The sequence below is a fragment of the Micromonospora hortensis genome (assembly GCF_022230935.1).
Classification (GTDB): domain Bacteria; phylum Actinomycetota; class Actinomycetes; order Mycobacteriales; family Micromonosporaceae; genus Micromonospora; species Micromonospora hortensis.
This window is the reverse complement of record NZ_JAKKFE010000029.1, coordinates 22,247-41,974: the sequence shown is the minus strand read 5'-3', so window position 1 is coordinate 41,974 and position 19,728 is coordinate 22,247. Positions and strand designations below refer to the sequence as shown.

Sequence of the window (19,728 nt, the reverse complement as noted above, 5' to 3'; positions counted from 1 at the left end):
CCTGGCCGGGATCTGGCGGGAGGTGCTGCGGGTGCCGTCGGTGGGTCCGGAGGACAACTTCTTCGCCCTGGGTGGGGACTCGCTGCACGTGATCCGGGTGGTGGACCGTGCCCGTAAGGCGGGTGTGGTGATCACGCCCGCGCAGTTCATCGCGCACCCCACCATCGCCGGCCTCGCGTCCGTTGCCGGTGGGTCGACGACCGCCGGTGCGGGTGGTGACGAAAGCCGCCGTACGCACCCCGGTGGGGTGCCGCTCGTCGCGTCGCACGTGGCCTTCGCCGAGCGGAACTTCGCCGACCCGCACAAGTACACGCACATCTTCATGTTCGAGGCGATGCGGTCACTCGACCCGGCGCTGCTGGAGCGGGCCGTGGCGGCGGTGATCACCCATCACGACTCGCTGCGGATCAGCTTCCCCCGGGCCGGTGGCCGGTTGTCGGTCCGGGTCAACGAGGCGTACCAGCCCACGCCGTTCACCAGCGTGGACCTGTCCGCCCTCGACCCGGCGGACCAGGAGGTCGCCTTCCGGCGCCTCGATCGCACCCTGCACCGCAAGCTCGACATCGAGAACGGGCCGCTGCTCCAGGTCGCCCTGGTCCGCTTCGGGGCCGACCGTCCCGAGCTGCTCGTGGTGATCGTCCACCACCAGTTGATGGACAACAGCTCCTGGGACGTCCTGATGGCGGATCTCCAGACCGCGTACCAGGCGGTGGAGGCCGGCGAGGAGCCGCGCCTGCCGCTGTCGACGGCGTCGTTCGCCGAATGGTCCCGCAACCTGGACGCGCTCGCCCGTGGCACGGAGTTGACCGAGGACATCGCGTACTGGACGGCGCTTGCCAAGGAACCTGTCCCGACCTGGCCGCTGGACCACCCCGACGGAGACGACTGCATGTCGTCGGAGGAGACGGTGGTGGTCGGGCTCGACGCGGAGGAGACCGCCGCGCTGCGCCGGCTGGTGCCGCAGGAGTACGGCCTGAGCGTCAACGACGCGCTGCTGGCCGCCACCCTCCAGGGCTTCACCGACTGGTCCGGTCAGTCGTCGATCCTGGTCGACCTCGTCGCCCGGGGTCGGGAGATGGGCGGTCAGGACCTCGACCTGTCCCGTGCCATCGGCCGGTTCTCGATGACCTCACCCCGGCTCGTCCGCCGACCCGAGAAGCCCGGCCCGAGGGCGCTGCTGGAGTCGGTCCGCGAGCAGATCGAGGCGGTGCCCCGGCGCGGCCTCTCCTTCGGCCTGCTGCGCTACCTCGGCGGGCATCCGGACGTGGCGGACGCGCTCGCCCCGCTCGGCAAGCCGGACATCCTGCTCAACAACTGGGGCGAGTTCGCCCACGAGCCCGAGGAGTCGCCGCTGCTCGGGCCGGCCATGGACGACTTCTGGCCGATGCCGAAGCTGCAACGCATGCACCGGCTCCAGGTGTTCGCGCGGTTCGCCGACGGTGAGCTCAGCCTGCACCTGAAGTACAGCAGCAACCTCAACGAGCGGAAGAGCATCGAGCGGCTCGCCGCCCTGACCCTGGCCGCCCTCCGGTCGTTCGTCCGGCCGGACGCCGACTGACCCGGACCAAGACCCGACGTACGCGGAAGGACCTCCGACATGGACCACGTGAAAGAGAGCTGCCTGTTCCCGGAGCGCAACCGGGTGGCCTGCATCGAGGCCACCTCGCCCGGCATCTCGCCGGCGGGATGGGCCACCGAGCACCTCGACCTGATCAACGACCGACTGGACAGCCACGGCGCTGTCCTGCTGCGCGGGTTCGACGCCCCGGACGCGCCGGCCTTCTCCGCCTTCGTCAAGGTCTTCGGCGAGGAGATGGCCGAGTACACCTACCGGTCCACGCCGCGCAGCAAGGTCGGCGACGTGTACACCTCGACCGAGTACCCGGCCAGCGAGGTCATCCCGCTGCACAACGAGATGGCGTACACCAGCGTGTGGCCCCGGCGGTTGTTCTTCTACTCGAACATCCCGGCCCAGACCGGTGGGGAGACCCCGCTCGCCGACAGCCACGCCGTCTGGCAGCGCATCCCCGCCGAGGTGCGCGAGCGCTTCGAGCGGCACGGTGTGCGGTACGTGCGCAACTACCGGGTCGGTCTCGGGGTGTCCTGGCAGGAGACGTTCCCCGGGATGGACCGGGAGGCCGTGCAGGAGTTCTGCCGCGAGCGGGGCATCACCTACGAGTGGTTCGACGACGGCGCGCTGCGGACCACCGAGACCTGCCAGGCCGTCACCGTGCACCCGGTGTCCGGGCGGACGGTCTGGATGAACCAGGCCCACCTGTTCCACGTCTCCAACCTGCCCGAGGCCACCCGGGAGGCGCTGCTGGAACTGCTGGCCGAGGAGGACCTGCCGCGTAACGCGTACCTCGGCGACGGCAGCCCGATCACCGACGCCGACCTCGCGGCCATCCGCGCCGCGTTCGACGCGGAGTCCCTGGCCTTCCCCTGGCAGCAGGGTGACCTGCTGGTCGTCGACAACATGGCGATGGCGCACGGCCGGTCCAGCTTCACCGGGTCGCGCAAGACGTTGGTGGCGATGACCGGGTCGTACGGCAGTCGGGAGGGGGCGTGAGCGGGCTCGCCGAGAAGATCGCCTTCCTGGAGTCGCACGGGGTGGCCGAGTTGGCGCACTCGGAGGCCAACCTGCTGGCGCACCTGCGCGGCGTGCACGACCTGCTGGCCCAGTGGGGGTCGCGGCAGGAGCTGTGCGACGCGGGGTTGTTCCACTCGGTGTACGGCACGGAGATCTTCCCGACCGGCGCGATCCCGCACGAGCTGCGGCCCGCCGTGCGGGAGCTGATCGGTGCGGAGGCGGAGACGCTGGCGTACCTGTTCGGCACCGTCACCCGCAGCGCCCTCTTCGACGCCGCCTTCGACGGCCCGCCGTTCCTGCTCGAGGACCGCTCAGGCGGTTGCGTCGGTGTCAGCGCCGGCCAGTACGCCGACCTCGCCGCCCTGACGGTGGCGAACTGGCTGGAGCAACGTCCCCGGTTCGCCGAGTCCAGCAAGTTCAGCCGCGCCCGCGAGTTCGACGCCATGCGCCGCTATCTGCCGGACAGTGTCCGTACCGCCCTGGAGCGCGCCTACGGGTTCGCTCCGCTCGCCCTCGCTGGAAACGAGTAGACGCACCGTGTCGACAACCACCACACCGGTCCGCCCGAGTGCCGAACAGGACGCGGGAGTGCTGTCCCGACTCTTCGTCCAATGGCCCTCGATCCTGGTGAAGGCGTCCCTGCGCCGACCACTGAAGCTGTCGGACAGCCTGACGCCGCCCCGGTACGACCACCTGGAGCGGGTGACCCCGGTCTTCGAGCGTGCCTGGGCCGCCCGGCGGGACCGTCCGGACGGGCTGCGGGGGGCCCTCTACCAGACCTACCGTCGGCGGTTCTGGTGGGCGGGCCTGATCTTCCTGGCCTACCAGACCTGCGCGACCGTCGGGCCGCTGCTGGTGCGGGAGCTGATCGCCTGGTTCGAGGGCGACGGCCGGGGCCCGGTGGTGGAGGGTCTGCTGATCGCCGCCGGCCTGGCCGGCTTCTACGTGTTGGACGCGTTGAGCCACAAGCACCAGTGGTCCGAGGTGTGGAAGACCGCGCACTCGATCACCGCGCTGCTGCGGACCGAGATGCTGCGCAAGTACCTGCGGATGGATCGCGGTGCCCGACTGGCCCACCCCTCCGGGGAGGTCATCACCCTCGCGTCGTCCGACGCCCGGAGGGTCGGGCGGGTCGCTTTCACGCACATGGCGTGGGCGGTGCCGCTGGGCATCGCCGGCTCCTGCGTGGTCCTCTGGGTGCTGCTGGGCTGGGCGGCGCTGGTGGGCATCGTCATCCTCATCGCCGGTCTGTGGCTGTCGCACGTGGCCAACGAGAGGGTCTTCGCGCTGGTGCCGGCGATCCGGGACGCGAACGGCGTCCGGATCGGGCTGGTCGGCGAGTACCTGGGGGCCATGCGGACGCTGCGCACCCACGGCTGGGAGGACGTCGCCGAGCGGGCTGTCGGCCGGGAACGCGCGACGCTCAACGCGTTGCTGGTCCGCCGGCAGAAGCGGCTCGCCACGCTCTACCTGGTGAACGCCGCCGCGCCGGTGCTGATGGTGATGGCCACCCTGGTCACGTACGCGGCTCTGGGCAACGAACTGAAGGCGGCGGACGTGTTCGCGGCGATCGCCGTGCTGACCGTCCTCCGGTCCCAACTGCCCGAGCTGGTGCGCTACCTGGACATGCGCAACGAGTGGCGGGTGGCGTTCGGGAAGGTGACGACCTTCCTGCGGGCCCCGGACACCGCCGAGGCGTCGACGGACGGCGACGCGCCGGCCGGGGCGGTCGACCTCGACGGCGCGTCGTTCACCTGGCCGGGGGCCGACGCGGACGCCCGGCCGGTCCTGACCGGCGTCGACCTGCGGGTCGCGCCCGGTGAGTTGATCTGCGTGCTGGGTCGGGTCGGCAGCGGCAAGTCCGCGCTGCTCGCGGCGCTGGCCGGGGCGCTGCCGACGGTCGCGGGTACCGCACGGGTCGGCGGCAGCGCCGTCTACCTGCCGCAGCGCCCCTGGATCATGCAGGGCAGCGTCGTCGACAACATCCGCTGCTTCTCGCCCGACGATCCGGACCGGTACGCGGCGGTCGTCCGCGCCACCGCCCTGGAGGCGGACCTGGCGGCGATGCCGGCCCGCGACGGCACGGCCATCGGCGAGCGGGGCGTCAACCTCTCCGGCGGGCAACGGCAGCGCATCGCGTTGGCCCGCGCCGCCTACGAGGACGCCGACGTCTACCTCTTCGACGACCCGACCAGCGCCGTCGACGACGCGGTCGCCGGCACCATCCTGGAAGCGCTGTTCGACGGGGTGCTCGCCGGGCGGACCCGGATCGTTGCCACCCACCGCCTCGACGTGGCCCGGCGGGCCGACCGGGTGCTGGTCCTCGACGGCGGCCGGGTGGTCGCGGCGGGCCGGTTCGCAGATGTCGCCGCGCAGATGCCCGACCTGCTGCCGGCCGTGGCCGCCGAGGCCGCGACGCCGTCCGACCCGGACGGCGCCGGGCTGGACGAGGTGGCCGAGGAGGTGGCTGCCGAGGAGGAGGAGACGGTCCGCGCCGGTCGAGTCGGTTCCGCCACCTACCGCCGTTACCTGCAGGTGCTGACCCCGGGCCTCCTCGCTGTCGTTCTGCTCGGCCTGGCCGTCGGCGGGCAGGCCGTCCTGGGCGGCTCGTCGTTCTGGCTCGGCCACTGGACCGAGCACGCCGGGCAGGACACGCTGTACTACGCGGGGGTGTTCGCCGCCATCGGTCTGGTGGCGCTCGTGCTGGATCGCGGGCTGTTCAGCTTCGCCTTCGCCCGAGGTGTGTCCGCCGGCCAGAACCTGCACGCGTCGATGTTGCACCGGGTCTTCCGGGCCCCGCTGTCGTTCTTCGACCGCAACTCCTCAGGACGCGTCCTGGCGCGGTTCTCCGGTGACATGGAGACCATCGACCTGGAGTTGCCGGAGACCACAATGGACACCCTCCGGGTCGCTGTCGGCCTGGTCGTGCCGTTGGCGGCGCTGGCCTTCACCAGTCCACTGATGCTGGTGGCGGCCCCGCTGCTGCTGGTGGTCTACCTCCGCTGGCAGCGGCTCACCAGGGCCAGCACTGTCGAGGCGTCCCGGCTGTCGAAGCAGGCGAACGAGCCGATGCTCGCGCTGCTCAACGAGGCGGTCGACGGGGTGACCTCGATCGAGGGCCGGAACAGCCGGGTGCGCGGCTACCAGGCCGCGTTCGGTGACCGGGTCCGCGTCGCGCACCACGCCGACTACACGGTCAACGCGCTGTCGCGGCACTTCAACCTGAAGCTCGACATGCTCGGCGCGGTCGTCCTGTTGACGTACGGGGTGCTGATCGTCGCCGTGGGCGGGATCGGCGCCGGGCTGGCCGGCGTCGGGATCAGTTTCGTGTACGCGCTGATGGAGGCGCTGGCCATGAGCCTGATGACGGTGCAGATGATGGACCTGTCGCTGGCGAGCTTCGAACGTGTCGACGACTACACCCGGCTGCCGGTCGAGCCGACCGACGGGCGATCGGCCCCGGCCGGCTGGCCCACCGCCGGCGAGGTCCACTTCGAGAACGTCACCCTGCGCTACGCCGAGGGCGGCCCGGCCGCGCTGAACGGCGTGTCGTTCGACGCCCCGGCGGGCAGCAAGATCGGCATCGTCGGCCGGACCGGCAGCGGTAAGTCCAGCCTGTTCACCGCGCTGCTGCGGTTCGTGCCGGCCGAGCACGGGCGCATCCTCGTCGACGGGGTGGACACCGCCACGCTGCGGCTGGCCGACCTGCGGGCCGCCGTCGAGGTGGTACCGCAGGATCCGGTGCTGCTGCCCGGCACCCTGCGGGACAACATCGACCCGACCGGTGCGTACCCCGACGCGGCGGTCACCGCCGTCCTCACCAAGGTGGGCCTCGCCGACCGGCTGCTCGGCGTGGGCGGTGGCGGTCTCGACGCGGCCCTGTCCGCCGACGGCGGGCAGCTCAGCGCCGGTGAACGGCAGCTGCTCTGCCTGGCCCGGGCGTTGCTACGGGACGCGAAACTGGTCCTCATCGACGAGGCCACGTCGAGCCTCGACGCCGAGACCGACGCCCGCATCCAGCGGCTGCTGGCTGTGGACCTCGCCGACGCGACGGTGCTCACCATCGCCCACCGCAGGGAGACCCTGGCCGGCGCCGACCGGGTGGTGACGCTCGACGGTGGGCTGGTGGCCCGGGTGACCGACCGCGATCCGGCCGGGGTGCTGGCCGGGGCGACGAGCCCGGTCGGGCAGCGAGCCGGCCAGCCGAGTCTCGGGGAGCCGGTCCAGTGACCGGATCGCGTGCGGTGGCCCCGGAGATGGACGCGTTCGTCCACTGGCGGGCCGCGCTGGCCGGCATACCCACCCTGGACCTGGTCACCGACCGGGTCCGCCCGGCCCGTCGACGCCAGCACACCGATCGGGTGACGCTCACCGTCGGCCCGGACACCACCCGACGGCTGCACGCGGTGAGCGCGGCGGTGGGCGTCGCACCCTCCGTGCCGTTGCTCGCCGCGGGGCAGGTGGTGCTGGGCCGGCACGCCGGCACCCGGGACCTGGCCACCGCGACGCCGCTGGACGGCGCCCTGGTGCCGTTGCGCGGCAGGTGGGACGACGACCCGTCGGCCGCCGACCTGTTCGCGCGGGTCGCCGCCGGGTTGCGGGCGGCCTCGCCGTACACCGGCGTCCCGCTGCACCGGGTGGCCGAGGCGCTCGGCCTGCCCCACGACCCGAGTCGTGCCGCGCTCTGCCCGGTCGTGCTGGGGGTGGGAGCGGCCCCCGCCACCACCGGCGCGGTGCCGCCCGACCTGAGCGTGCTCTGGGACGAGCCGCGGCCCGACGGGGCGTTCGGCGTCCTCGCCTACGACCCGGACCTGTTCGACAGCGCGACGGTGCGCCGGTTCGCCGACCACTACCTGACGTTGCTCGACAACGCCCTGACCGACCCCGAGGCGCCGATCTCCACCCTCGCGCACACGTCGGCGCAGGAGCGCGCGCTGATCGTCCGGTGGGGCACCGGCGGCGGTACGGCAGGTCCGCCGAGTGTGCCGGCGGCGTTTCTCACCCAGGCCGAGGCGACACCGGACGCCGTCGCTCTGGAGTACGACGGCACCACCCTCACGTACGCCGAGGTGCGCGCCCGGGCCGACGCCCTGGCGACCGTCCTGACCGGACACGGGGTCACCCCGGGCAGTGTCGTCGGCCTGGCGATGGGCTCGTCCGCCCAGTTCGTCGTGGCGATGCTCGCGGTGCTCGCCACCGGGGCGGCGTACCTGCCCCTGGACCCGTCCTACCCCGAGGCACGGCGGGAGTTCATGCTGCGCGACAGCGGGGCGCGACTGCTGCTCGCCGACGGTCCGGTGGCCGTTGTCGACGACCTGCCGGTGCTGCGGCTCGACCGGCTGGTGCTGCCCTCGGGACGGCCCGCGCCGACGTGGCCGCTGACGTACCCGACCCAGCGGGCCTGCGTCCTGTACACCTCCGGGTCGACAGGGCGGCCGAAGGGGGTCGAGACCACCCACGGCGGGATCGTCCGGCTGGTTCACCGTGCCGACTACTTCCCCGTCGGGCCCGCCGACGCGGTCGCACAGGCGGCCAACGTGTCGTTCGACGCGGCGAGCTTCGAGGTGTGGGGTGCGCTGCTCAACGGTGCGCGCCTGGTGGGCATCCCCAAGGACGACGTGCTCACGCCGTCCCGGCTGGGTCACCGACTCGCCGAGCACGGCGTCACGGTGCTGATGCTCACCACCGCCCTGTTCCACAGGTGCGTGGACGCCGACCCGGCGATGTTCGCCCCGCTGCGCGCCCTCTACTTCGGCGGCGAGCCGGCCGACGCCCGCCGGGTCGCCGCGCTGGCCGCCGCGCTGCCGGGGTTGCGCCTCGTCAACGGGTACGGCCCGACCGAGTGCACCACGTTCTCCAGCACCTGGGACGTGACCGACCTGCCCGGCGACGCGGCGCGGACCCCGATCGGTCGACCGATCGGTGGGGAGCTGCTCTACGTCCTCGACGACCACGGCCGGCTGACCGGCATCGGCGCTCCGGGGGAGCTGTTCATCGGCGGCGCCGGTCTCGCGCACGGGTACGTCGGCAGGCCCGACCTGACCGCCGAGCGGTTCGTGCCGAGCCCCTTCGAGCCCGGCGCCCGCGTCTACCGCACGGGTGACGTGGTGCGGTGGCGCGAGGACGGTCAACTGGAGTGCCTGGGCCGGGCCGACCAGCAGGTCAAGATCCGTGGTGTCCGGATCGAGCCGGACGAGATCGCCAGCACCCTCACCACCTGCCCGGGCGTCCGGGCCGCCGCCGTCACGGTGCACGGGGACGGCGACGAACGTCGGCTCGTCGCCTACGTCGTCCCGGACGACGCCGCGGTCCCGGCGGGTGAGCTGCGCGCCCACCTCGCGGCCCGGCTGCCCGAGGCGATGGTGCCGACCTGGTACGTGCCGCTGGCGGCGTTGCCGGTCACCCCCAACGGCAAGGTGGACCGCCGGGCGCTGCCCGCCCCCGACGCGGACCACGGCGTCCGGGCCGCCGACGGCGTGCCGCCCAGCGGCCCGATCGAGGAACTTGTCGCACGGACCTGGCAGGACCTGCTCGGCGTGCCGGTGGTGTCCGCCGCCGACGACTTCTTCGCCCTCGGCGGCCACTCGTTGCTCGCGGCGCAGATGGTGGCGCGGATCGCCGCCGCCGCCGGTGTGCGGCTGGGTGTCCGCGCCGCCTTCGAGGCGCCCACCGTCGCCGCGCTCGCGGCACGCGTCGCCGACGCCGGCCCGGACGACGCCCGCCCGCCGGTGCCGGCCGCCGGCCCCGGGCCGCACCCCCTGTCGTACGCCCAGCAGCGGCTGTGGTTCCTCGACCAGCTCGACCCTGGTCAGGCGGTCTACTCGGTGCCGCTGGTGCTCACCGTGGACGGCCCGCTCGACGTCGACGCCCTCGACGCCGGCCTGCGGGGGCTGGTGACGCGGCACGCGGCGCTGCGGACCCGGCTGGTGACGATCGACGGCGAGCCCCGGCAGGTAGTGGACGACGAGCCACCGGTCGCCCTCACCGTGGACGACCTGCGCGACCGGGCCGACCGTGACGAGCAGGCCGACGCCCTGCTGCGCCACGCCGCCGCCCGACCCTTCGACCTCGCCACCGGGCCGCTGGCTCGCTGGCATCTGATCCGGCTGACCGACGAGCACGCGATGCTCCTGATGACGTTGCACCACGCGGTCTGTGACGGCTGGTCGATCGGTGTGCTGATCCGTGACCTCGGCGCGTTCTACGGCGCCCGGACCATCGGCACGCCCGCACCGGTCCCGCTCACCGTCGAGTACGTCGACTACACCCGGTGGCAGCGCGCGCTGCTGGCCGGCGCCGCGCGGACGACCCAGCTCGCGTACTGGGTGGACCGGCTCGCGGGTGCGCCCGTGGCACTGGACCTCCCGACCGACCGTCCCCGCCCGGCCACCGTCCGGCACCGGGGGGAGACGTTCGACGTACGGCTGCCCGCCGCCCTGGTCGAACGCCTCGACGCGGTGGGACGGCGGCACGGCGTCACCCGGTTCATGGTGCTGCTCGCCGTGTTCCAGCTGGTGCTGGGCCGGTACGCGGACGTTCGCGACGTCAGTGTCGGCAGCCCGGTGTCCGGGCGCACCCGCTCCGAGTTCGACGACCTGGTGGGTTTCTTCGTCAACACGGTCGTGCTGCGGACCCGTTGGCAGGACACCGAGTCGTTCGTCGACGTGCTGGCCCGGGTGCGGGACGCGGTGCTCGGCGCGTACGAGCACCAGGACGTTCCGTTCGAGCAGGTCGTCGAGGCGGTCCGGCCACCACGCGACCCCAGCCGTACCCCGCTGTTCCAGGTCATGCTGTCGGCACAGAACCTGCCCGAGCGGACCGACGCGGTGCCCGGCCTGTCGGTCGGGGTGACCGAGTCACCCGGCCGGGTGGCGAAGTTCGACCTCACGGTGGCCTGGGACGAGGTGCCCAGTGCCACTGGCGAGCTGCGCGGCACCGTGGAGTACGACGTCGACCTGTTCGACAGGGACACCGCCGAGCGGCTGGCGCACAGTTACCGCACCCTGCTGGAGTCGGCGCTGAGCACCCCGGACGCCCCGGTGTCCACACTGGACCTGCTGCCCGGCCCCGAGCCGATCCCGCCGGTCGGCGGGGCGACCGACGCGCCGACCGCGTCGACTCTGCACGGCCTGGTCGCCGTCGCCGCGGCGCGCTGGCAGCAGCGCCCGGCGCTGGTGCAGGGCGACCGGCAGGTCAGCCACGCCGAGCTGGACAGCCGTGCCGCCGCAGTGCAGGCCCACCTGACCGCCCGGGGTGTACGCCCCGGTGACACCGTCGCCGTCCTGCTGGAGCGCAGCCCTGACTGGCCGGCGGCGCTGCTCGGCGTCCTGCGCGCCGGGGCCGCGTACGTGCCACTGGACCCGGCGATCCCGCCGAAGCGGTTGGCGCACATCCTCGCCGACTCGTCGGCGGTGTTGCTGCTCGGCTCCCGCGAGAACCACCCGCCCGCCGCCGACCTGCCGTTCGTCGCGATCGAGGACGCGTTGCTCGCCGCCCCGGCAGCCGCCGGCACGCCGGTGCCCCCGTCGGCGGCGGCGTACGTGCTCTACACCTCGGGCACCACCGGGCAACCCAAGGGCGTCCGCGTCAGCCACGGCAACCTGGTGCACACCCTGGAGGCGGTCGCCGGGCACTACGCGCTCACCCCCGCCGACCGGGTGCTCCAGTTCGCCGCGCTCGGCTTCGACGTGGCCGCCGAGGAGCTGTTCGGGACGCTGATCCGGGGCGGGGCCGTGGTGTTGCCGCCGGCCGGGCCGGTGCCCGGTCTCGACGAGTTCACCGCGATGGTCCGCCGGGAGCGACTCACAGTGCTCAACCTGCCGGCGTCGTACTGGCACGAGTGGGTGGCGGTGCTTGACCGTCACCCGCCCGCCTCCTGTCCGGACCTGCGGCTCGTCGTGGTCGGCAGCGAGCGGGTCGACGCGGGGCGGCTCGCCCAGTGGCGCGCCGCCGCGCCGGAGGTGCGCTGGCTCAACGCGTACGGCCCGACCGAGGCCACCATCACCGCCACCGTGCACGAGCCGGGCGGCGACCGGGAGCCGGTCACCGGCAGCGTCCCGGTGGGGCTGCCGCTGCCGGGCGTCCGGGCGTACGTCCTCGATCGTGGACTGCGGCCGGTGCCGCGCGGGGTCCCGGGGGACCTGTGGCTCGGCGGACCGGGGGTGACGCAGGGCTACGTCGGGGACCCGGCCCGCACCGCCGTCAGCTTCCTGCCCGACCCGTGGGGCCCGCCCGGCGGCCGCATGTACGGCACCCGGGACCGGGTCCGCCTCGGTGTCGGCGGGGTGCTCGAGTTCCTCGGCCGGGAGGACGGCCAGGTCAAGGTGCGCGGATTCCGGATCGAGTTGGGCGAGATCGAGGCGGCGCTCGGTGCCCACCCAACGGTAGGAGAGGCGGCTGCGGTGCTGCGCGAGGACGTGCCGGGCCGACCCACGCTGGTCGGCTACGTGACGCCCAGCGACGTGGACGTGGCGCTGCTGCGCGCGCACCTGGCCGACCGGCTGCCCGGGTACATGGTGCCGGCCACGATCGTCACGCTGGACCGGCTGCCACGCAGCGACCGCGGCAAGGTCGACCGGAACGCCCTCGCGCCGCCCGCCGCCCCGACCCCCGCCGGGGTGGGTGTGCCCGGCAGCGAGTTGGAGCGCGCGGTGGCGGCGATCTGGCGCGACGTGCTGGTGGTCGACGAGGTGGGCGTCGACGACAACTTCTTCGATATCGGTGGGCACTCGCTGCTCGTGATGCGGGTGCAGACGCGCCTGTCCGAGCGGCTGGGTCGCACGGTGCCGGTGGTGGAGCTGTTCCGCCACCCCACCGTGCGGGCACTCGCCCGGCACCTGGCGTCCGGGGACCGGACGCCGGCGATGTCTGCGGGGCACCACCGCGCCGAGACACGCGCCGCCATCCAACGGGCGCGCACACCGCGACGTCGGCCGGGCCGGCATCACGACAGGGGGGACGCATGATGACCGAGGAACGTACGCTGCCGAACACCGCCATCGCCGTCGTCGGAATGGCGCTCCGGGTTCCCGGGGCCGCCACCCTCGACGCCTTCTGGAGCAACTTGCGCGACGGGGTCGAATCCCTCACCACCCTCGACGACGCCGACCTGATCGCCGACGGTGTCGCACCCGAGGAGTTCAACCACCCCGACTACGTCCGTGCCCTCGGCGTCCTCGACGACCCGGCCGGCTTCGACGCCCGCTTCTTCGGGTTCTCGGCCCGTGAGGCGCAGCTGCTCGACCCGCAGCACCGGATCTTCCTGGAGTGCGCCTGGGAGGCGTTGGAGCACGCCGGTCACCCGTTCGACTCCACGACACCCGTGACAGGTGTCTACGCCGGGGTGGGGGAGAGCTCCTACCTGCTGCACAATCTGCTGCCCAACGCGGACCTGGTGGCCCGGGTCGGGGCCTTCCAGACCTCCATCGGCAACGACAAGGACTTCCTGCCGACCCGGGTGTCGTACAAGGTCAACCTGCGGGGCCCCAGCATCAGCGTGCAGACCGGCTGCTCCAGCTCCCTGGTCGCCGTGCACACGGCCGCGCAGGCGCTGCTGGCCGGCGAGTGCGACGTCGCGCTGGCCGGCGGCGCGACGGTCATCGCCCGCCGCCGTGGCTACCGGCACACCCAGGGCGGCATCCTCTCCGCCGACGGCCACTGCCGGGCGTTCGACGCCGAAGCGACCGGCGCGGTGGCCGGCAGCGGCGCCGGCGTCGTCGTGCTCAAGCGGCTCGCCGACGCGATGACGGACGGCGACCTGGTGCACGCCGTGATCCGGGGCTCGGCCGTGAACAACGACGGCGACCGCAAGGTCGGCTTCACCGCCCCGAGCGTGGACGGGCAGGCTGACGTCATCGCCGAGGCGCTAGCCGTCGCCGGGGTCGACCCCGGCACGATCGGTTACGTCGAGGCGCACGGCACCGGCACCCCGCTCGGTGACCCGATCGAGGTCGCCGCGTTGACGAGTGCCTTCGGTGACCTGCCGCCGGGCCGCATCGGGCTCGGCTCGGTCAAGACGAACGTCGGGCACCTCGACACCGCAGCCGGGGTCGTCGGTCTGATCAAGACGGTGCTGGCACTGCGGGCCGCCGAGATCCCACCGTCGCTGCACTTCCGCACCGCCAACCCCGAGCTGGCTCTGGACGCGAGTCCCTTCCACGTCGTCGCGGCCCGCACCCCATGGCCCGGCGGGGTGCGCCGTGCCGGGGTCAGCTCGTTCGGCATCGGCGGCACCAACGCGCACGTCGTCGTGGAGGAGGCCCCGACCCGCGCGGCGGGCCAGGAGAGCCGCCGGCGGCACGTGCTGCCCCTGTCCGCCGCCACACCCACCGCCCTCGACATGGCTGCCGACCGACTCGCCGCGCACCTGAGCGCCCACCCGGACACGCCGCTGGCCGAGGTGGCGTACACCCTGCAACGCGGCCGACGGACCCTGCCGTACCGCCGGACGGTCGTCGGCGGCAGCCCCGCCGAGGTGGTCGAGGCGTTGCGGCAACCGGCGGCCCGGCCGGCCGAGACCGCCACCGACCGCGCGGTGCTGTTCACCTTCCCCGGTCAGGGCGCGCAGCGCACCGGCATGGCCCACGCCCTCTACGTCGCTGAGCCGGTGTTCCGCTCCGAGGTGGACCGGGTCGCGGACCTCCTGACGCCGTTGCTCGACACGGACATCCGGGACCTGCTGTTCCCCGCCGACCAGCGGGAGACCGCTGCGGAACAGCTCCAGCAGACCCGGTACGCCCAGCCGGCGCTGTTCGTCGTCGAGTACGCGCTGGCGAAGCTCTGGGCGCACTGGGGCGTACGACCGGCGGGGCTGCTCGGGCACAGTGTGGGTGAGCTGGTGGCCGCCTGCCTGGCCGGGGTGTTCGCGCTGCCCGACGCGGTGCGCCTGGTCGCGGCACGCGGTCGGCTCATGCAGGCGGCCGAGCCAGGCGTGATGCTGGCGGTGCCGCTGGCCGAGGCCGAGCTGCTGCCGCTGCTCGACGATGTGCTGGACCTCGCCGCCGTCAACGGCCCCCGGCAGTGCACCGTTGCCGGGCCGCCCGAGGCCGTGGCGGCTCTCGAGGCCCGGCTGCGCGAGCGGGGGGTGGCCTCGACCCGGCTGGCCACCTCGCACGCGTTCCACTCCCGGGCCATGGCCGCCGCCGGGTCGGCGTTCGAGGCGGAGGTGGCCCAGGTGCCGCGCTCGGCGCCGGAGATCCCCTTCGTGTCCAACGTGACAGGTGCCTGGATCACCGCCGAGTCGGCCACCAGCCCCGCGTACTGGTCCCGGCAACTGCGGTCGACCGTCCGCTTCGGCGACGGCCTGGCGGCGCTGCGCGACGCTGACGCCGACGCCGTGGTGCTGGAGATCGGCCCCGGGCGGGTGTTGACCCGCCTCGCCGGTGGGTCGGCCGCCCGCGCGGTGGCGTCGCTGCCGTCGGCCGGTCGGGACGCCGACGCCGAGACGGAGCTTCTCGCCGCCGCCGGTGCGCTGTGGCGGATGGGCGTCGCGATCGGGTGGGAGGCGCTGCACGGTGACGTGCCGCCCGGGCGGACCGTCCTGCCGGCCTACCCGTTCGAGCGGGAACGCTGCTGGGTCGATCCTCCCCAGGACGCGGTGACGAGCCGGGCGGGTGCCGACGGGCTCGTCGTGCGCGGCTATCGCCGGGCCGGCGGTGCCGGGCCGGCGACCACCGGGACCGGTGCCTGGCTGGCCGTTGACGCTGGTCTGCCGGACGGCGTCGTCGACGAGCTACGCGCGGCGGGGGGCCGGGTGGTCGCCGCTGACCTCGATCCGGCGACCGGCGCGCTCCGCACGTCGCTGTCGCCGCAGGAGCGGATCAGCGGGGTGCTGCTGGCGGTTCCACAGAGCGACCCGGCACCCACGCTCGCGGCCCTGGGTGACGCGCTCACCAGTCGCGGCGACGCGTACGCCAGGGTGGTCGTCGTCACCGACGGCGCGCTCGACGTGACCGGCGCCGAGACGCTGGTGCCGCCGCGCGGCGTGCTCGCCGGTTGGGCGACCGGCGGCGTGCCCGGCACCCGGACGCTGCTCGACGTGCTTCCGGCCACGACGCCGGTGGCCGCCCGCCGCCTCGCCGCCTCGGTGGTGCGGGAGGTCAGGTGCGCGCACCCCGAGCCGGTGGTGGCCCTGCGTGGCGGGCACCGCTTCCTGCCGCACGTCACCGCAGCTCCGGCTGCCGCCCCCGAGCGGCACACCGGCGCCCGATACCAGCTCGCCGGCGACACGGTGGTCGGTGCCGCGTTCCGGCGGGCCCTCACCACCGCCGGTGCGAGCGTCGACGACCCGGGGGGTGCCGGTCAGCCCGGTCCGGTGACCGTGCTGGTGCCGGTGGACGCCCGCACGTCCGCCGACGAGGCCCTGGCCACGCTGGCCGCCGTGGGCGTCAGCGCGCGGGAGCCGGTCACCGCCGTCGAGGTGCACCTCCTCGGCGGTACGCCGGACAACCCGCTCGCCGGCCACCTCGTCGCGCAGGCGGCGGCACTGGGCCGGGAGTCCGACGCGGAGTGGGTGACCTACGGGTGGCCGGTGGCGGACCTGTCGGCCGTCGAACGGACAGCCGCCCGGGTGGTGGGCGGGGCGGCCTCCACCGGCCACGTGGTGGTCACAGTGCTCGACGAGACCGAGGACGGCGCGGCGGAGGACCCCGCCGAGGTCCACGCGGTCGAGGACCCCACCGAGCGTGAGGTGGCGGCGATCTTCGCCGACCTGCTCGGCGAACGGGACGTCGCGCCCACCGTCGGCTTCTTCGAGCTGGGTGGACACTCCCTGCTCGCCGCTCAGCTCGTCGCCCAGATCCGCCAGGTGTGCGAGGCGGACATCCCGCTGCGCGCCTTCGTCGCCGACCCAACGGTCCGTGGTCTCGCCGCCGCGGTACGCGCGGCCCGCGCCGAGGCCGGTGTCAGCGGCCCCGAGTCGTTGCCGGCCGTCGTGCCGGACCCGGCGTCGGCGCACCTGCCGTTCCCGCTGACCGATGTGCAGCAGGCGTACTGGATCGGCCGCACCGGCGTGTTCGAGCTGGGCAACGTCGGCATGCACGGCTACGAGGAGTTCGACGTCCCCGAGCTGGACGTGTCGCGGTTGCAGCGGGCGCTGCGCCGGCTGATCCGGCGGCACGGGTCGCTGCGTACCGTCGTGCTGCCGCACGGCGAGCAGCAGGTCCTCGACGAGGTACCGGACTACGTCGTCGTCACCGAGGACGTGCGGGGTCGCCCGGCCGCCGAGGTGCACGCGAGCTTCGAGCGGACCCGCGCCGCCATGTCGCACCAGGTGTTCGTGCCGGACCGGTGGCCGCTGTTCGAACTGCGCGCCACACTGCTCGACGAGGGTCGTGGGCGGGTGCACTACAGCATCGACGGCCTGATCACCGACGCCTGGGCGTCGAGCATCGTGATGCGTGAGTTGACCCTGCTCTACCACGAGCCGGACGCGACCCTGCCCGAGCTGGAGTTGAGCTTCCGCGACTACGTGCTCGCCGCGCGGGCCGCGGAGTCCACCGAGCGGTACCAGCGCGCCGCCGCGTACTGGCAGGAGCGGGTGCCGACACTGGCCCTCGCCCCGGAGTTGCCGCTGGCGGCCGACCCGCACACCATCGCTTCGCCCCGCTTCGCCCGGCTCACCGGGCAGGTGCCGGCGGACGAGTGGGACACCGTCAAGGCCGCCGCGTCCCGGCGCGGCCTCACTCCGACCGCGCTGCTGCTGGCCGCGTACGGCGAGGTGGTCGCCACCTGGTCGAAGAACCAGCGGTTCAGCCTCAACCTGCCGATGGCGCACCGGTTGCCGCTGCACCCGCAGGTCGACGCGATCCTGGGTGACTTCACCTCGGTGACGCTGTTGGAGATCGACGCGGGCGGTGCGGCGTCGTTCGAGAACCGCGCCCGGACGATCCGGGACCAACTCCTCGCCGACCTCGACCACGGACTGTTCAGCGGCGTGCGGGTCGCGCGGGAGCTGAAGCGGGTACGCGGTGACGCCGCCGCCGTCATGCCCGTCGTGTTCACCAGCCTGTTCGAGGGCATCGGCGGGCACCCGCAGATCGGCGAGGTGGTCTACTCCATCTCCCAGACACCGCAGATCTGGATCGACACCCAGGTGTACGAGATGAACGGCGCCCTGGTGCTGGACATCGACGCCGTCGAGGGTCTCTTCCCCGAGGGCATGGTCGCCGCCATGCACGCGGCGACGCTGTCGGTGCTGCACTGGCTCGCCGCCGACGAGGCGCACTGGGCCGACCCGGTGCCGTCGCTGGTGCCCCGCGCGGAGCTGGCCGCCCAGGCGGCGTACAACCGCACGGAGGCGCCGTTGCCGGTGGGCATGCTGCACGAGCCGTTCTTCGCCACCGCCGCCCGGGTGCCCGAGCGCCCGGCCGTGATCACGCCGACCCGGACGCTCACCTACGGCGAGCTGGCGGACCGCGCCCGCACGATCGCCGCCCACCTCGTCGGTTTGCGGGTACGCCCCGACGAGCTCGTCGCGGTGGTGATGGACAAGGGCTGGGAGCAGTGCGCCGCCGTCCTCGGTGTGCTCGCCGCCGGGGCCGCGTACCTGCCGATCGACCCGGACCTGCCGGACGAGCGGGTGCGTTTCCTGCTGACGCACGGCCGGGTGCGTGTGGTGCTGACCCAGGGGCGTCTGGCCGGTCCCGGGGCGCACCGGTTCGGCGACGTCGAGGTGTTGCGGGTGGACGAGCTGCGGGTCCTCCCGGCGGGCGCGCTGCCGGCGATCGACACCACGCCCCACAACCTCGCGTACGTCATCTTCACCTCCGGGTCCACCGGCCTGCCCAAGGGCGTGATGATCGAACACGAGGGCGCGTTGAACACCGTCGTCGACATCAACGAGCGCTTCCGGGTGGGCGAGGACGACCGGGTCCTGGCGCTGTCGTCGCTGAGCTTCGACCTGTCCGTGTACGACGTCTTCGGTCCGCTCGCCGTCGGCGGAGCGGTGGTGCTCCCGGAGGCGGCGGCACACCGCGATCCGGCCGCCTGGCTCGACCTCCTCACCAAGGCCAACGTGACGATCTGGAACTCGGTGCCGGCCCTCATGGAGCTGTTCGTCGAGCACCTCACCGTCCGGGAGGCCACCGGCGGCCTGCGACTGGTCATGCTCAGTGGTGACTGGATCCCGGTCGCCCTGCCGGACCGGATCCGGCAGACGCTCGGCGGGCCCGAGGTGGTCAGCCTCGGTGGCGCGACGGAGGCGTCGATCTGGTCCATCCTCTACCCGATCGGCGCGGTCCCGGCGGAGTGGACGAGCATCCCGTACGGGCGGCCCATGGTGAACCAGACCTTCCACGTCCTCGACGACGCGTTGCGACCCCGACCCACCGGGGTTCCCGGGCACCTGCACATCGGTGGTGTCGGCCTGGCCCGCGGCTACCTGCACGATGAGGCGCGGACGGCGGCGAGCTTCGTTGCGGACCCGGCCACCGGAACCCGTCTGTACCGCACCGGTGACCTCGGCCGGTTCCTGCCGAGCGGAGAGATCGAGTTCCTGGGCCGGGAGGACTTCCAGGTCAAGGTGCAGGGTTACCGCATCGAGCTGGGCGAGATCGAGACCGCCCTCGCCCAGCACCCCGAGGTGCGCGGCGCGGTGGTGGTGGCGCAGGGCGATCCGCGTGGCGCGAAGCGTCTCGTCGCCTTCGTCGTCCCCCGGGTCGCCGGTGCCGCGCCGACGGACGTGCGCGAGTTCCTCACGGGCAAGCTGCCGGGGTACATGGTGCCGGCGGCGTTCCACGAGATCGACGATCTGCCGCTGACCGCCAACGGGAAGGTCGACAGGCGACCACTGGTGGAGTTGGCCGACGCGGTCGAGGCGGACGACGTGCCGTACGTGGCACCCCGCTCCACCCTGGAGGAGACCATCGCCGAGGTCTGGGCCGGCATCCTGCGGGTCGACCGGATCGGCGTGCACGACAACTTCTTCGCCCTCGGCGGAGACTCGTTGCTGGCGATGCGGGCGGTGGTGCACCTGCGCAAGGCGTTCGACGTGCAGGTGCCGATCCGGGTGCTGTTCGACAGCCCCACCCTGGAGGCCGCCGCGTTCGCCATCGAGGACCACCTGCTCAGTGAGCTGGAGGAGATGTCCGACGAGGAGGCCAGCGCCCTGCTGGCCGACGAGCCGACGTACTAGGAGAGCC

General features: G+C 73.5%; 6 protein-coding genes. All 6 read left to right on the top strand.

Annotated features, from left to right (window positions below):
* Positions 1–1,558 (top strand): condensation domain-containing protein (locus tag NIE111_RS21485; RefSeq protein ID WP_238686091.1); only part of this gene is annotated, 1,558 nt, incomplete at its 5' end.
* A 39-nt stretch (positions 1,559–1,597) separates the two neighbouring features.
* A complete protein-coding gene (locus NIE111_RS21480; protein ID WP_238686090.1) occupies positions 1,598–2,569 on the top strand; it encodes a TauD/TfdA family dioxygenase in 972 nt (323 codons plus the stop codon).
* Positions 2,566–3,120 carry a DUF6817 domain-containing protein gene (locus NIE111_RS21475; protein ID WP_112582443.1) on the top strand — a complete coding sequence of 185 codons (555 nt, stop codon included), beginning with the start codon at positions 2,566–2,568 and terminating at the stop codon, positions 3,118–3,120. The genes NIE111_RS21480 and NIE111_RS21475 overlap by 4 nt, the downstream gene beginning before the upstream one ends.
* Positions 3,121–3,127: 7 nt before the next feature.
* Positions 3,128–6,820: an ATP-binding cassette domain-containing protein gene (locus NIE111_RS21470; RefSeq protein WP_238686089.1), complete on the top strand. Its 3,693-nt coding sequence runs from the start codon at positions 3,128–3,130 to the stop codon at positions 6,818–6,820.
* The gene (locus NIE111_RS21465; protein ID WP_238686088.1) at positions 6,817–12,555 is read left to right on the top strand and encodes a non-ribosomal peptide synthetase; all 5,739 of its coding nucleotides are present in this window, start codon (positions 6,817–6,819) and stop codon (positions 12,553–12,555) included. The genes NIE111_RS21470 and NIE111_RS21465 overlap by 4 nt, the downstream gene beginning before the upstream one ends.
* Positions 12,555–19,721 carry a hybrid non-ribosomal peptide synthetase/type I polyketide synthase gene (locus NIE111_RS21460; protein WP_238686087.1) on the top strand — a complete coding sequence of 2,389 codons (7,167 nt, stop codon included), beginning with the start codon at positions 12,555–12,557 and terminating at the stop codon, positions 19,719–19,721. The genes NIE111_RS21465 and NIE111_RS21460 overlap by 1 nt, the downstream gene beginning before the upstream one ends.
* The last annotated feature ends 7 nt before the right edge of the window (positions 19,722–19,728 follow it).